The sequence below is a fragment of the Alienimonas sp. DA493 genome (genome assembly GCF_043951915.1).
Lineage (GTDB): Bacteria > Planctomycetota > Planctomycetia > Planctomycetales > Planctomycetaceae > Alienimonas.
This window is the reverse complement of sequence record NZ_JBINJD010000123.1, coordinates 1-14713: the sequence shown is the minus strand read 5'-3', so window position 1 is coordinate 14713 and position 14713 is coordinate 1. Positions and strand designations below refer to the sequence as shown.

Sequence of the window (14713 nt, the reverse complement as noted above, 5' to 3'; positions counted from 1 at the left end):
GTCCGGCGTCCGCCGGGGGGGCGGACGCCGAACCCCTCGCTTGCGCTTCGGGCTCACGCTAAAAGAGCCGACGGGCTCAGATGGTGCCGCCGTACTCCGCGTTTTCGCCGAGCATCTCCTCGATCCGGAGGAGCTGGTTGTACTTGGCGATCCGGTCGGTCCGGCTGGCGGAGCCGGTTTTGATCTGTCCGGTGTTCAGGGCGACGGCGAGGTCGGCGATGGTGGTGTCCTCGGTCTCGCCGCTGCGGTGGCTCATCACGGCGGTGTAGCCGTTGCGGTAGGCCATCTGGACGGCCTCGATCGTCTCGGTGAGGGTGCCGATCTGGTTCACCTTCACCAGGATGCTGTTGCCCACGCCCTGCTCGATGCCGTCGGCCAGGCGGGAGGAGTTGGTGACGAACAGGTCGTCGCCGACGAGCTGCACGTCGTCGCCGATGGCGTCGGTCAGCTTCTTCCAGCCGTCCCAGTCGTCCTCGGCGAGGCCGTCTTCGATGCTGCAGACCGGGTACTTCTCGGCCAGCTTGGCGAGGTACTCGACCATGCCCTCGGAGGACAGTTCCTTGCCCTCGATGTGGTAGGCGCCGTTCTTATAAAACTCGGTGCTGGCGCAGTCGAGGGCCAGCTTGATCTGGTCGCCGGGGGCGTAGCCGGCGTTCTCGATCGCCTGGAGGATGACCTCCATCGCCTCGTCGGTGCTCTTGAGGTCCGGGGCGAAGCCGCCCTCGTCGCCGACGTTCGTGCTGTAGCCCTTGCCGGCGAGCACCTTCTTGAGGTGGTGGAAGGTTTCGACGCCGGCCCGCAGGCCGTCGCTGAAGGTGTCGAAGCCCAGGGGCATGACCATAAATTCTTGAATATCGATCCCGTTGGAGGCGTGCTCGCCGCCGTTGATGATGTTCATCATCGGGGCGGGCAGCGTCACGGCGCCGACGCCGCCGAGGTAGCGGAACAGCGGCAGGTAGCTGGCCTTGGCGGCGGCGTGGGCCACCGACAGGGAGCAGGCCAGGATCGCGTTCGCTCCGAGCTTGCCCTTGTTGTCAGTGCCGTCGAGTTCCAGCATCGCCCGGTCGACGGCCGCCTGGTCGGTGGCGTCGAGGTCGATGAGGGCGTCGGCGAGCACCTCGTTGACGTTGCGGACGGCCTTGGAGACGCCCTTGCCGACCCACTCGTCGGCGTCGCCGTCGCGGAGTTCGACCGCCTCGTGGGCGCCGGTGCTGGCGCCGCTGGGCACGATCGCCCGGCCGAGGGTGCCGTCTTCCAGCCGCACGTCGACTTCGACGGTGGGGTTGCCGCGGGAGTCGAGAACTTGCCGGCCGTGAACGCTGGTGATCGCGAGGGACATCGGGGGGATCGTGCGGGGGATCGTGAGGAGGCGTGGGCGGGGGTTTTACCAGCTTCGCCGCGACGGTGGGAGAGACCCGGCCCCGAGAGTCGCCCGAGGTGCGACGCGCGACCGGGCGGGGGTTAGGATCGGGGTTCGGCCCCGTCGCGGCTGCGGTCCCCCGTCGCGGCGTCGTTTCCCGTTTCCGCTTCCCCGTCGCCCCGGTCTGCGTTGCCCCTCCCCGACCCCGTCCCCCAGCCGGCCTCCGCGGCCGACCGTCCCCGGCCGGCCGACCCGGTCCCCGCCGACCCCGGTTCCCAAGACGGCGCGTTGGAATCGCTGCCGCCGGAGTTCGTGAACATCCAGCCCGGCGGCGGGCGGGTGATGAGCCTGGAACTGGCCTGGGGCCATGTGCGGCGTTGGTACCTCCGCACCTTCCGCCCGAAATACGTGAAGCGGATGGCCGCCTGCCGCAAAGGCGAGCGCAACCCCGCCCCGCACGACGTGCTCGATCCGCGGGACGTTAAGTTCTACGAGAACCAGCCCGGCGGCTGGCATTGGGACGCCGAGAACGACCCGTTCACCTGGCGGAACCACCTCGGCTTCGCCCGCTGGGGGCTCGCGGAGCTGCTGGTGTTCAGCGCGATGTGGTTCGCCCCCATCGTGCTGTGGGCCTGCATCTACGCCGGCCGGGACGGCTTCGACGTCACGGAGTACTGGGACGGGAAGATCACCTTCGAGAGCGTCCTGTTCTGGTTCGCCGTGATCAGCCTCGTGCCGGGGGCGCTGTGCGTGTGGTTCTTCCGCGACCCGCCGCGGACGATCCCCGACGAACCCGGCGTGGTCGTCAGTCCGGCGGACGGCACGATCGCGGAGATCGCCAAGCTGGACTACCACCCCTTCCTCGAAGGACCCGCGGTGCGGGTGGGCATCTTCCTGAGCATCTTTAACGTCCACGTGAACCGCTGGCCGCAGGCGGCCCGGGTGGTGGGCATCGACTACCACCCCGGCAAGTACCTCGACGCCCGCGACCCGGCGAGCGTCACGGAGAACGAACAGGCCCACCTCCGGCTGGAAACGACCGACCCCGCCGACGGCCCGCCCCGCCGCATGGTGCTGCACGCGATCGCCGGCGCCGTCGCCCGGCGGATCGTCTGCGTGCTCAAGCCCGGCGACGTGAAGCCGCGGGGGGCGAAGATCGGGATGATCAAGCTCGGCAGCCGCACCGAATTGCTGATGCCGGACGAACCCGGCCTGACGGTGCGGGTGAAGGTCGGCCAGAAGGTGCTCGGCGGCAAAACGGAACTGGCCGCCTACATGGTGAACGACACGCTGCCCGGCGAAGCGACGGACACCTTCCCGCCGCTCACCACCCGGATGCCGACCGCCCCGCAGGAGTCGCCCGCCGCCGGGACGACCGAAGAGCCCCCCGCCCCGGGCGCGCCGCGATGAGCCCGCAGCACGATCCGCCGGCGCTCAACGCAGAGACCGCCGGGGCGGTGGAGCCGGCCGAACCGGCGCCCGCCCGCCGCAGGAAACGCGCCCGGCTGATCGCCGTGCTGCCGACCCTGCTGACGCTGAGCAACGCGGCGTGCGGCTTCGCCTCGATCACGATCGCCGCCAAGGTGCAGGCCGTGGGGCTGGGGGAGATCCCCGCCGACGAGGCCGCCGGCGGACATCTGTTCGTCGCCGCCCTGCTGATCTTCGCGGCGATGGTCTTCGACGCCTTCGACGGCTCCGCCGCCCGGCTGCTCGGGCAGAGCAGCGAACTGGGCGCTCAACTGGACAGCCTGTGCGACGCCCTCTCCTTCGGCGTCGCCCCGGCGTTCCTGATGCTCCAACTCGTCGGGCACACCTTCGCGGGACAGGGCGACCTGTGGTTCGAGTGGCCCGGCCGGATGCTGTGGGGCTGCGCGGTGCTGTTCGTGCTCTGCGCAATCCTGCGGCTGGCCCGCTTCAACGTGGAGACCGACGAGGAGGACGACCACACGGTCTTCCGCGGCCTGCCCAGTCCGGCGGCGGCGGCGGTGGTGGCCGGCGTGCCGCTGGCGATCCGCGGCCTCAACGACATCCTGCTGGGCGAACGCGGCCGCTTCTCCTGGAGCGACGACGTCGCCGGCGTCGTGCTGGTGCTCATCAAGCTCGGCCTGCCGATCGTCACCCTGCTGGCGGCGGGGCTGATGGTCTCCGGCGTGCGGTATCCGCACGTCGTCAATCAGTTCGCCCGCAGCAAACGCAGCCCGTGGTTCATCATCAAGCTGCTGTTCGCCGCGATCACGGTCGTGGTGTTCCAGGAATTCGCCGTCCCCCTGATCGCCATCTGGTTCGCCTTCAGCCACCCGGTCCGGGCCCTGTGGCGGCGGGAAGAGGTCACCCCGCCCCACGACGAAGGCCCCAACGGCGGCCCGGGAGACCCTTTCCCCGTCCCGGCGCCCTGATCCCACGCCGATGAGCCGCCGCAAGGACCGCAAACGGCGCCGCGACGGCTGGGTCAGCTCCACGCCCCGCCCGGAGAACCCGCCGCACCCCGCGGTGCTGGCGCTGTCGGAGAAGCACGGCCCGCCGCCGATCGACCTGCGACAGGCGGAACTGCTGGACGGCTTCGGTTACAACAAGGGCGAATACGCCAAACGCCCGATCGCCCACAACATGCCGTGGCACGTCTCGCGGGAGGACCTGGATTATTACCGGTCGGTCTTCGCGTTTATGTGCGACGAGCCAGGCAGCCTGCTGTTCTACCTTTACCCGGTCGCGCTGGAGTTCGAGCGGGACCCTACGTTGGAAGCCTCCGACGGGTTCTTGTATTGCCTCGACATGAGCTACGAGGAACTCCGCCCGCTGCTGCGGGAGGCTGAGGACGCCGCCGCGTTCGCGGAGGGGCTGAACTGGATTCTGAACGTCCGCGGCCCGGACTGGGCGCCGTTCTACCAGTGCCCGAATCTCATCCCGCTGTTGACGGGCGAGCATGCGGAACAGGTGCGTCTGCAAGCTCAGCGTTGGCGCTGACCGGTCCGCACCCCCGCCCGACGGGACAGGAACCGCGGAGCGGCGGGGCCGACGGACTCGGCGGGTTTCTCCACGGGCGCCGCGGCGGGGGCGTCGGCCGTTTGCGGACGGGGCGTGGGCGCCACGCCGGCGGCGGCGGCGATGCGGCGGACGCCGTGCACCAGGGCCAGCACGTCGTTGCGGGTCAGTTCGCCGATCAACTCCCCGTTTTGAGTGACCGGCAGTCGGGTCTCCCCGTCGCGGCCCAGCCGCACGACCGCCGCGGCGGCGTCGGAGGACTCGTCCAGCGGGGCGACCGGCTCGGACAGCGCCGACAGCGGCCGCTCGCCCGGCACGCCGCGGAGTTCCGCCCGCAGCAGCGCCTCGTTCGTCGCCTGCCCGGCCAGCCGGCCGTCCGGCGCCGTCAGCCAGATGCGATCGACGTTCTCCCGCAGCACGGCGTCCACGGCGTTCGCCAGCGACGCCCCGGCGGAGAGCGTCGGTCCCGCCGGGCTCATCACCTCCCGCACGGAGATCCACGGATCGCCGGACAGCGGGGCGGAGGAGGAATGAACGGACATCGGCGGGAACCGGGGGCGGGGACGGGGCCGTGCCCAGAGACTCCCCCGCCCCGCGACGGGACGCGGCGGTCCTTCGGCCGCGAAGCCGCCAAACGGCCCGCCCGCCGGTCCGGTCGCTACGGTTCCGAAAGAGAACCGGCCGCGCCGCCGGCCGTCACCGCCACAGGGCGTCGTGCGTCCACGGCTCCGAGACGGCCCGCAGGTAGGGCGGCGCCGCGGCGAGGCCCATGTGCCCGGTGCGGTGCCAGATGAGATCGGCGTCCCACGTCGCGGCGAGGCGTTCGATCGCCGGGTTCGGCACGAATCGGTCGTACCGGCCGGCGTGCAGCGTCACCCGGTTCGGCCCCTCCCCGGCGGCGTCGGGCGGGTCGGCGGGCACGGGCCGGGGGAAGGCGCCGGGACGGATCGAGTTCGCCACCGGCGCCAGTTCCGTCAGGGCCGACGGGCCGAGGCGGAGATTCCGGCGGGCCGCCCGCACGATCGCCCCGCCGTCGGTCAGGGCGAGCAGCAGGTCCGCCGCCGGACAGACGCCGCAGACCCACCGCGGACCGACCGGCGCCTGCTCCTTCCAGACGGAGCCCAACAGCGCCGCGGTTTGCAGCACGGTCCACCCGCCGAAGCTGATGCCCGCCAAGCCGACGCCGCCGGGGTACTCGCCGCTTTCGGCGAGGCCGCGGAACGTCGCCGCCGCGTCCCGCACCGCCTGCCGCAACACGCTGAGCACGTGCGGCAGGTCGCCCCCGAGGATCAGCTGCCCCGGCCGGAAGCCCTCCGGCGTGCGGCGGTGGTTGAAGGGCAGGTCGATCGTCGCCACGTCGATCCCCGCCGGGCAGCAGGTCCGGGCGAAGCCCCGCATGTTGCCGAAGCTGGGCTGCGTCACCCCGTCCAGCGTCAGCGCGACGCGGCGGGGGCCGTCGGTCCGCTCCGCCCGCCACAGGCGGCCGCGGACCTCGTTGTTCACGGCGAACTCCGTCGTCTCCGTGGAGGGGAACGCGAAATCGAACGCCCGGTCGCACCCCGGCACCCGCCCCGCCTCGGCGACCGGCGGGGGGAAGGAACGGCTCGCCGGGTCCACCCCCGCCGGCAGCGGGCCGAAGACCTTGGCCGGATCGCCGGAGAGCAGCGCCGCCGCGTCCGCGTCGCTCGCCGGGCCCCGCTGCGGCGGACGCTGGCGGTAGCGCATCACCCCGTAGAGCAAGCCCAGGCCGGCGAATTCGTCGGACAGGTGGGAGGCGAGGCGGCGGAACACCCGCGCGATCTTCCGCGAAACCGGCTCCGGTCCCAAGCGGCGCCGCGTCGCCCGCCGCCGGTTCGCCCCGCCGCTTCGTCCCGAAACCGGCATGGAGCGGGGTGCGGCGCGGCGCTAAAACCCATCTTCCCTCGTCCTTCTCGCCTTCTCCGATCCGTGCCTGAGTTCCCCCCGGCCCTCGCGATCGGCGGGGCGGCCCTGTTGACGGCGGCCGCCGCGGCGGCGTGGGCGTGGCGCCGCTCCGGCCGTTGCCCGCACGGCCGGCTCGTCTGGCTCCTCTACGTGCTGGCGATCCCGCTGACCGGCGGGCTCTGGCGGGCGACCCGCAACAAACCCTGCCCCTTCCCCCGCGGCCCCTCGCGGCCCGGGGAAGGCGGCGAGCCCTCCCCCACCGCCGCCCTGATCGTCGCCAATCACCGCGGCCCCGGCGACCCGATGCTGCTCTGGAGCCGTCACGCCGACGTCCCGGAGCAGATCCGCCCGATCGCCTTCCTGATGGCCCGGGAGCTGTACGCAGTTCCTCAGCTGAAGTGGTTCTACGACGCCCTGGACACGATCCCCGTCGCCCGCAGCGGCCGGGACATGCGGGCGGTGAAGATCGCGCTCACCCGGCTGAAGGAGGGCGGCTTCGTCGGGCTGTTTCCCGAGGGCGGCATCAATCACGACCCGGACCGCCTCCGCCCGGCGACCCCCGGCGCCGCGTTCCTCGCCCTCTCCACGGACGCCCCGGTGTTCCCCGTCGGCCTGCGGAACGTTCCGCGGGGCAAGAACCTCTACACCGCCCTGCTGAAACCGACCCGGGCGGAGATCCACTACGGCGAGCCGGTGGACCTGTCGGACCTGCGGGGGCAGCGGAAGACCCCGGCGGTGCTCGCCGAGGCGACGGAGCGGATCATGCGCCGCGTCGCCGACCTCGCCGGCGTCGAATACGGCGGGCTGGAAGGGGAAGGCGAAGGGGACGCCCCGGGGGCGCCGCTCCCCGCCGCCCGTCCGACGCCCGCCAAAGCGGCGTGACGCGCCGTCGGCCGGCAGGGCGCCGCCGGGCCGCTCACGGGGCCCGGAGCATCTCAATCAGGTTGCGGATCGGGACCTCGCGGTCCGTCACGCGGACGCTGAGGCGGCGGATCGCGCCGGCCTCGCCGCCGTCGAACCGCAGTTCGCTGTCGCCCTCGGTCAGGTCGCTCATCAGCAGATTCACCGTGCCGGCCTCGTCGTTGTCGAAGACGTCGCTGTCCCAGACCCGCACGGTCAGCACGCCGGCGGAGGCGTCCACGGTCGGGGGGGCGTTTTCGCCCTCGCCCCGTTCGGGCGCCGGGGGCGTGCGGATCACGGCGCCGTTGTTCAACGCCTGGCCGAGGTCCACCGAGCCGCCGTTCTGCACGCTGTTCCAGACGTCCACGTTGATCGCCTCCCAACGGCCGATCAGCGTGTCCTCCACGACGGAGGAGGTGAAGATCACGTTCCCCCGCCAGGAGAGGTCGTAGGCGAGGTCCGGGCCGTCGTCGAAGCCGCGTTCCCACGTTTTGTCGCCCTGCCCCTTTGGGGCGACCTCCACCGCCCGGACCAGCACGACGTAGTCGTGATCCGGCTTCAACGGAGCCTTCTCCGGCGGGGCGAAGGGGTCCGGGGGGGCGGCCCGTTCGGCGGCGGGCGTGGGCGGGGGCAGGTAGGTCACGCCGACCCACGCGGCCCCGACCACCAGACCGACGGCGCACACCCCGGCGAGCCACGGGAGAACGAACTTCACAGCGGCGGCTCCAAGACGGGGGGACGGCGACGAGACAGTGTACGGCGGGCGCTCCCCGCCGGGGGAAGCGCCGTCGCCGTCAGGGGTTACGCTCGCCGCCGCAAACGGTTCACTCCGACCGCCGCTCGATGACCCAATCATGACCGGGCGGCGTCTGCAACACGCCGGATTCATCGATCGGCAGCGGGGTCCGCTCTCCGGTGCGGGGGTCGATCCGCAGCCAGGCCCCGTCGTGAGCGAGCCCCGCTTTGGAAAGAATCACCGTCCCGCCGCCCGGCGTGTAGATCGCCGTCCATTTGCCGTCCGGCGTCCGGGCGGCGGCGACGAAGGCCGCGGGGTCGTCACTTTGTTGAACCACCAGGTCCGGCGCCGGCCGCAGCTCGGTCCAGGGGCCGACGTCGAGGAACCGCCGGAGGACGCCCATGTCCTCCGCCCCCTCCGCATTGAGGGCGTCGCTCCACGGGCCGGCCCGCAGGCCGCCGTGGCCCTCCACCGGGCCCGCCTGTTCGTTCCAGACCCAGCCGGCGTTGTGCCCGTAGGAGACGCCGGCCGGCGGGGCGACCAGCACGCTCCACCACGCCGCCCGGCGGACGGCGCCGGCGTCGTGCGGCACGCCGGTGCCGTAGGCGGGGTGGGCCTCGTAGTTCGGTTCGAGGTTGATCAGGGGCAGTTCCAGTTCCCGCCACTCCGCCGCCGCCCGGCGGTGCGTCAGCCACTTGAGGTCGTCGTCGGAGGCTCCGTGGCCGCTCTGGTAACCGACGAAATCGAACCACGGCTCGTCGGCGTACGGTTCGAACACCCAGTTGCGGCCGGCCATGTGCAGGGTGACGGGGCCGCGGCCGACGCCGCTGCCGTCGGACTCCCCCTCCGGGAACACGCCGCGGCCGATCGTTCTCCAGCGGTCGGCGTCCGGGTACTTGCCGTCCCCGCCCAGCAGCCAGACGCAGCCGTGGGCCCCCCAGCGGGCCTTCAGGTAGCGGGCGGCGAGGACCGCGTCCTCCTCGCTCCACGCGTTGCCGGGGTCGTCGGGGCCGAGCGCCCACAGCAGCACCGGGGCCGGGGCCATGCCGCGGGCGGCGATCGCGGCGACCTTCGCGTCCATCGCCCGCAGCAGGTCGTGGTTCACCCCGGTCACCTTGCCGTCGGTCAGGGTGAAGGGTTTGACGGGCAGCCCGTCGTTCGCCCCGCGCCACTGCGTGCCGACGAACTGGATCGCGGTGAAGCCCTGCGCCTTCCGCACGTCGAGGAAGCGGTCCCAGTCCTCCGGTTTCGCCTTGAGCACGCCGTTCCAGGCGGTGTCGGCAAGGTAGAACCAAGGGGCCGGCTGTCCGGCCCCCTCGCCGCGGGGCCGGGCCCGGGTGAAGTGCCGGGCGCCGTCGGCGACCCGCGGTGGGCCGGGGCGGTCCGAGGGCACGCAGGTGAAGGTCTGCGGGTCGCCCTCGACGTTCAGCCCCTCGCCCCGCACCTCGTAGCGCCAGACGCCGACGGCGTCCGGGGCGAAGCGGGCCTTCCACACCTCCCCGCCGTCCCAGAACAGATCGACCCGCGCCGTCTGTCCGCCCGGGCCGGTGAAGACGACCTTCGCCGGCACGCCCCGCAGCGGGTCGGCCGGCGCCGGGGTGACGGTCTGGGCGACCTCGAATACGGCGCCCCGTTCGACGACGGGACCGATGGCCGGCGAGGCGGCGGCCAGCGAGGCCGCGACGAACAGCAGCGGGGGGAGCGTCGACATGCTGTTATCATCAGGATGGCCCGAGCCCAGTCCAAGGCCCCGGTCGGGACCGCCGGGGCGGGCGCCTACACCGGGACGGCGTCGTCGGCGGCCCGCACGCCAGAGAGGTACAGCGGGTGGGGCGTCTCCCGCGCGGGCCTGAACGTGCCGAGGTCGTAGGCGGCCCACAGCACGTCGCGGCGGCTCACCTGCCCGACGACCTCCGCGCGGCCGTCCGCGTCGTGCCGCAGCACGGGCAGGCGGCGGAAGCGGCCCTCGTTGAACAGGTGGACCATCGTCAGCAGGGGCGTGTCCTCGGTGACGGTCTGGGCGTCGGCGTCCGCGTACTGGCCGACCGTGCCGCAGCAGGGCACCTGTTCGGCGGCGGCGTCCAGCAGGACCCGCATGCAGATCTTCTCGCTGAACACCCCCAGGAACGACCGCCCGGGGCCGACCACCGGGGCGCCGGAGATGCGGTTCTTCAGCAGCGTGCCGATCGCCTCCTGCACCGGCGTGTCGGGGGCGAGGGTGATCAGTTTGCGGGTCATCACGTCGGCGGCCGTGAGGCCGCGGGCGGCGACCTGCCCGGTGGAGCCGTTCCGCGGCGCCTTGGTCCGCGGCGAGCGGGCGAAGCGGGCGGCGGTGTTCGGGAAGGACATCGCGACCTCCTCCCGCCGAGCGGCGGGTACGGGTGAGACGGACCGGCGCCGACGCCGTGGGGAACAGCGCCGGGGCCGGTTGAGCGGAACGCTCGCCGGGCGGAACCGCCCGGATCGAAGCCCGTCGCACGCCGCCCGGCCCGCCGGGAACCGGCGAACGGATTGGAGACGCCCGATGGGTTAGTTCGCCACGCTAGCGTGCCCGCCCCGCCCGCGGAAGGGGCGGGTTTTCGCGGAGTTCCTCCCGCCGGGCGAGGTAGGCGGCCCGTGCGGCGTTGAACCGCCGGGTCTTCCACAGCAGCCACAGCCCCCCGACCGTCGTCGCCGCGGCCACGAACGCCGGGAGCGCCAGGCCGGCCCGCGGCTCCTCCCGCAGCACGGTCCGCAGGACGACAGCGGCGAGGTACCCGGTGCCGGTCATGAACGCCGCCCGGGCGTACGTCGGCACGTATCGGTTGCCGGGCGTCTTCGTCGGAAGACTGAGCCGGCGCCGCTCCCGTTCCCAGCGACGGTCCAGCGCCTCCACCGTGGCGGCGTCGGCGAACGGCGGGGCGGTTCGGCTCATTGTCATCCGAATTGGGTTCCGCGTCGTCTCCCGGCCCCAGCAGCGCCGCCCGGCGGCGGCGGTAGTCCCGCTCCGCGGCGGCGTACCGGCGGGCCCGCTCCAGGCTGCCGGTCTTCGCGAGCCAGGCGAGACACCAGATCAACGCACCGACTCCCGACGCCCACAACAAACCGAAGACAAACGCGCCCGCGTCTCCCTTCAGAGCGGCGCCGATCGCAATCGCGCCGAACACGAGGACGGCGAGCGTTCGAAAACCGAGCGCCGTGTGGGACGCGTCGGTCGCGGTGGGCGGTCGACGCCGGCCGTCCTGCACGGGAACGCCGAGTTCGTCCTGCGTCGTCTCCCACTCCTCCTCCAACGCCTCGAGCCGCGGCCGCAGAGCGAGAGCGTCCAGCTTCGCCTCGATGCGGCCGGTCGCGGCGGCGACCTCTTCCAGCGTCTCCGTCCACGCCGCGCTGGCCGAGCGGTGCACGCTCAGTTGCGCCCCGCAGTGCGTACAGGTGACGAACCGCGCCCGCGGCCCCACCGCCAGCGGAGCGCCGCAGCGGTCGCACAGCAGGGACTCGGCGACGGCGGACATGACGGGCGGGGGCGATCGGAGCGGCGACGAGGGAGGGGAGACCGGCGGGCCGACTCATCCCGGCGGACCTGGTTCCTCCGGTTCCTCCGCCTCGACCAGCGATCGCACGCCGGAGTGCAGAGCGAACGAGAGGACCAGCGGCGTGCAGGCGACCGCGGCCATGAACAGCGGGAAACCGAACCGGACCGCCGCGGGGACCATGTCGCCGGCCGTCCCCAGCAGGAGGAACGCCACGCCGGCCGCCAGCAGCCCGGGGACAGCGAACAGCAGCGCCGCCGACCGTCCGAACAGCGTGAACGCCCGCAACGCCCGGCGTCGGTCCGCCGCGGCGGTGAGCCGTTCCGCCGCCCCGGGCGCCGGCGCCGCGCAATGCGGGCAGGCCGTCGCCCCGGCGGGCAGCGGGGCGCCGCAGCGGGCGCAGGCGGAAGCGGGATTCGGGGCGTTCATCGGCACTCTCCCGGTTCGCCCCGGTCCAGTTCGAGTTCCGCCCGGCGGCGGCGGTAGCGGCGCTCCGCCTCCCGCCACTTCGCCGCGTTGGCGAACTGGCTCACCGCCGCGAAGATTCCGAAGCCCGCGAACGCCAGCGGGAACCCGATGCCGACGAGCGCCGGGAACCCCGCCTGGGCCCCCATCGAGGCGGCGAAGATCGCCCCGACCACGCCGATCGCCAACACCATCACGCCGCCGAACACGCTCGGTTCGCTCTCCCGGACGCCCTTCCCGCGGATCATCAGGGACTTGCGGGTGCGCTCCCATTCACGGTCCAGGTCGGCCAGTTCCGAACGACGGTCCATCCGCTCGACCTTCTCCTCAAGGCGTTCCGTTCGCTCCGTCAGTTCGGTCCAGGCGGCGCTTTCGGAGCGCTCCACCCGCAGCGAGGAGCCGCAGTGCCCGCAGGTGACGAACTTCGCCCCCGGCCCGACCTGCAACGGGGCGCCGCAACGACGGCAGAGCAGCGTTTCGAGGGCGACTTCGGACACGGGCGGGAAATCTTCCGGGCGAACCGGGTTCCGGGCGGAACTGCAATCGGGCAATCGGGCGTTCACAATAACGGCCGACCCGCGTCGCCGGCTCATTGCGCTCCCGAAAGGTTCCTCATGCCCGCCCGTCTCTCCCGCCGCGCCTTCTCCCGCGGCGTCGCCGGTTCGGCCGCCGCGGTCTGGTTCGCGGGGCCGTCCCCGTCGCGCTCCGCCGCCGCGGAGCCGCCCGAGCCGACCTACCCGCGGATGATGCAGGAGTATTTCGAGGCGAAGCTGCCCGCGCACATGGCCCGGATCAAGGAGGAGATCGCCGCCGTCCAGTCTTCCCAGACGGGGCCGGAGGCCGCCGCGAAACACGCCGCCGACGTGCGGGCCCGACTGGCGGAATGCTTCGGCCCCAAGCCGGAACGCACCCCGCTGAACGCGACCGTCACCGGCGCGCTGGAGCGGGACGGCTACCGGGTCGAACTGATCACCTACGAGAGCCGCCCCGGCCTGCTGGTTACCGCGGCGCTGTATCTGCCGGACGGCCCGGACGCCGGCGACGGGCCCTTCCCCGGCGTGCTGGGCGTCTGCGGGCACTCCAACCTCGGGAAGGCGTATCCGCTGTATCAGGCCTTCGGCGTGGAGTTGGCGAAGGCCGGCTTCGCCGCGCTGGTGATCGACCCGATCGGCCAGGGCGAACGCTTCCAGTGGCCGGAGGAGGGCCGCGACAGCGCCTACGGCGGCACCGTGGGGGAACACAACCAGCTCGACCGCCTGATGCGGCCGACCGGGGAGTGGTTCGGCAGTTGGCGGGCCTGGGACGGCCTGCGGGGGATCGACTTGCTGGCCGAGCGGGAGGACGTGTCGATCTCGCCGTTCCTCGGCGTGACCGGCAACAGCGGCGGCGGCACGCTGACCTGCCTGGTGACGGCGTGGGACGATCGCGTGACCGCCGCCGCCCCGAGCTGCTACGTCACCACGCTGGCCCGCAACCTCCGCAACGAACTGCCCGCCGACGCCGAGCAGTGCCCGCCGCACATGCTGGAGCTGGGCATGGACCACCACAGCTTCCTCGTGCCCACGCTGCTGGGCGAGGGGCAGGACGGCACGGGCTCGGCGACGATTCTGGCGAAGCGGGCGGACTTCTTCGATGTCCGCGGGGCCCGGGAGGCGTACGGCCGGCTGGCGCAGCTCGCCGCGGCGAACGACACGCCGGACGCGGCCGGCATCACGGTGGCCCCCGGCGGACACGGGTTCGACCCGCCGCTGCGGCGGGCGATGGTCGAGGCGTTCTGCCAAGCCGCCGGCCGCCCGGTCCCCCCGCCGTTCGAGTTCACCGAGCCGGAGGAGCCCGCCGACCTGTTCGCCACGCCGGAGGGCTCCGTGCTCAAGGCCGGGTCGACGCCGGTGTGGGAACTGCTCCGCGGGGCGCTGCCGGACGCGACGGTCTCCCGCAGCGTCGACGCCGACGTGATCCGGACGGCGCTGGGCCTGACGGAGACGCCCACAGAACCGCCGCCGTACGACATTCCGGCGTGGCGCTCCGCCAGCGGTCTGCCGACCCGCAGCGCGGCCCGCTTCGCCCTGCGGCCGGAGCCGCACGTCACCGTGCCGGTGCTGCGCTTGCAGGACGAATCGATGCAGGGGCCGCCGCCGAAGCTGGACAAGCCGGCCGTGCTGCTGGTCGCCCACCGCGGGGCCGGGGCCGCGTTCGCCCAGCCGGAGGGGGACGACCCGCGGGCCAGCGCCTTCGCCCGCGGCCTGCCGGAGCGGTTCGAGGGCGCCCAGATCTACGGCTGCGACGTCCGCGGCACCGGGGCGACCGAGCCCGGCACCGTCGGCCCCAACGAGGCCCTGCGGCCTTACGGCTCCAGCTACATGTATTCCGCCTACGCCCGGATGTGGAACGAGCCGATCCTCGGCGGCCGGGTGAAGGACGCGCTGAACGCCTGGGCCTTCGTCATCGACCACCACGCCGGCGACCTGCACCTGTGCGGGGATCGCTGGGGGGCGATTCCCGCGGCGCTGGCCGCGGCGCTGCTGTTGGAGGAAGGCCGCAAACCGGCGTCGGTGACGCTCTCCGGCCTGCCGCCCAGTTGGCGGGCGCTGGTGGAGGACGAACGGGCCGACTGGCCCTACGCCCTGCTGCCGTTCGGCGTGCTGAAGCACTTCGACCTGCCGGACGTGCTGAGCCGCCTGCGGGAGGAACTCGGCGACGGCCTGACGCTGGAAAACCCCGCCGGCCCCCGCGGCATGGCGGCGTAGCGCCCCGCCCCGGGTTCGGACGCCCTTTGCGCACGCGTCGCGTCTCGATTCGCCGCCGCTCGGCGGTGGGACATGCCCCCGCGCCGCC

Annotated in this window: 14 protein-coding genes; 5 read left to right on the top strand and 9 right to left on the bottom strand. The window is 73.0% G+C overall.

The window, feature by feature from the left end; translation table 11 throughout:
* Positions 1-76: 76 nt before the first annotated feature.
* Positions 77-1339 carry a phosphopyruvate hydratase gene (gene eno / locus ACG2DA_RS16745; protein WP_395256940.1) on the bottom strand — a complete coding sequence of 421 codons (1263 nt, stop codon included), beginning with the start codon at positions 1337-1339 and terminating at the stop codon, positions 77-79.
* A 309-nt stretch (positions 1340-1648) separates the two neighbouring features.
* Between eno and ACG2DA_RS16740 the strand changes: the two genes are divergently transcribed.
* From ACG2DA_RS16740 to ACG2DA_RS16730, 3 genes are read left to right on the top strand one after another with little or no spacing between them, the layout of a single operon-like run.
* Entirely contained in the window at positions 1649-2770 is a 1122-nt protein-coding gene (locus ACG2DA_RS16740) for a phosphatidylserine decarboxylase (RefSeq protein WP_395256939.1), read from the top strand.
* Entirely contained in the window at positions 2767-3756 is a 990-nt protein-coding gene (locus ACG2DA_RS16735; protein WP_395256938.1) for a CDP-alcohol phosphatidyltransferase family protein, read from the top strand. The genes ACG2DA_RS16740 and ACG2DA_RS16735 overlap by 4 nt, the downstream gene beginning before the upstream one ends.
* 10 nt (positions 3757-3766) lie before the next feature.
* Positions 3767-4324 (top strand): hypothetical protein, encoded by a 558-nt coding sequence (locus tag ACG2DA_RS16730; protein WP_395256937.1) that lies wholly within the window; start codon positions 3767-3769, stop codon positions 4322-4324.
* Here the strand turns inward: ACG2DA_RS16730 and ACG2DA_RS16725 are convergent.
* Both ACG2DA_RS16725 and ACG2DA_RS16720 read right to left on the bottom strand, forming a co-directional pair.
* The gene (locus tag ACG2DA_RS16725) at positions 4309-4884 is read right to left on the bottom strand and encodes a CBS domain-containing protein (protein ID WP_395256936.1); all 576 of its coding nucleotides are present in this window, start codon (positions 4882-4884) and stop codon (positions 4309-4311) included. The two genes, ACG2DA_RS16730 and ACG2DA_RS16725, sit on opposite strands and share 16 nt — an antisense overlap.
* 154 nt (positions 4885-5038) lie before the next feature.
* Positions 5039-6133 carry a hypothetical protein gene (locus ACG2DA_RS16720; protein WP_395256935.1) on the bottom strand — a complete coding sequence of 365 codons (1095 nt, stop codon included), beginning with the start codon at positions 6131-6133 and terminating at the stop codon, positions 5039-5041.
* A 156-nt stretch (positions 6134-6289) separates the two neighbouring features.
* Between ACG2DA_RS16720 and ACG2DA_RS16715 the strand changes: the two genes are divergently transcribed.
* Positions 6290-7147, top strand: a complete 858-nt coding sequence (locus ACG2DA_RS16715) for a lysophospholipid acyltransferase family protein (protein WP_395256934.1) — start codon at positions 6290-6292, stop codon at positions 7145-7147.
* A 34-nt stretch (positions 7148-7181) separates the two neighbouring features.
* On the opposite strand, the gene ACG2DA_RS16710 is transcribed toward ACG2DA_RS16715, so the two are convergent.
* The 6 genes from ACG2DA_RS16710 to ACG2DA_RS16685 all read right to left on the bottom strand — a co-directional run bounded on the left by ACG2DA_RS16710 (position 7182) and on the right by ACG2DA_RS16685 (position 12375).
* The gene (locus ACG2DA_RS16710; RefSeq protein WP_395256933.1) at positions 7182-7880 is read right to left on the bottom strand and encodes a hypothetical protein; all 699 of its coding nucleotides are present in this window, start codon (positions 7878-7880) and stop codon (positions 7182-7184) included.
* 109 nt (positions 7881-7989) lie between these two features.
* Entirely contained in the window at positions 7990-9612 is a 1623-nt protein-coding gene (locus ACG2DA_RS16705) for a DUF4038 domain-containing protein (protein WP_395256932.1), read from the bottom strand.
* Between the two features lie 65 nt (positions 9613-9677).
* Positions 9678-10250 (bottom strand): CBS domain-containing protein, encoded by a 573-nt coding sequence (locus tag ACG2DA_RS16700; protein WP_395256931.1) that lies wholly within the window; start codon positions 10248-10250, stop codon positions 9678-9680.
* Between the two features lie 193 nt (positions 10251-10443).
* Positions 10444-10815, bottom strand: a complete 372-nt coding sequence (locus ACG2DA_RS16695) for a hypothetical protein (RefSeq protein ID WP_395256930.1) — start codon at positions 10813-10815, stop codon at positions 10444-10446.
* A 634-nt stretch (positions 10816-11449) separates the two neighbouring features.
* Entirely contained in the window at positions 11450-11842 is a 393-nt protein-coding gene (locus ACG2DA_RS16690) for a hypothetical protein (protein WP_395256929.1), read from the bottom strand.
* On the bottom strand, positions 11839-12375 hold the full coding sequence (locus ACG2DA_RS16685; RefSeq protein WP_395256928.1) for a hypothetical protein: 537 nt from the start codon (positions 12373-12375) through the stop codon (positions 11839-11841). The genes ACG2DA_RS16690 and ACG2DA_RS16685 overlap by 4 nt, the downstream gene beginning before the upstream one ends.
* 117 nt (positions 12376-12492) lie before the next feature.
* On the opposite strand from ACG2DA_RS16685, the gene ACG2DA_RS16680 reads away from it, so the two are divergent.
* Entirely contained in the window at positions 12493-14625 is a 2133-nt protein-coding gene (locus ACG2DA_RS16680; protein WP_395256927.1) for an alpha/beta hydrolase family protein, read from the top strand.
* Positions 14626-14713 lie beyond the last annotated feature (88 nt).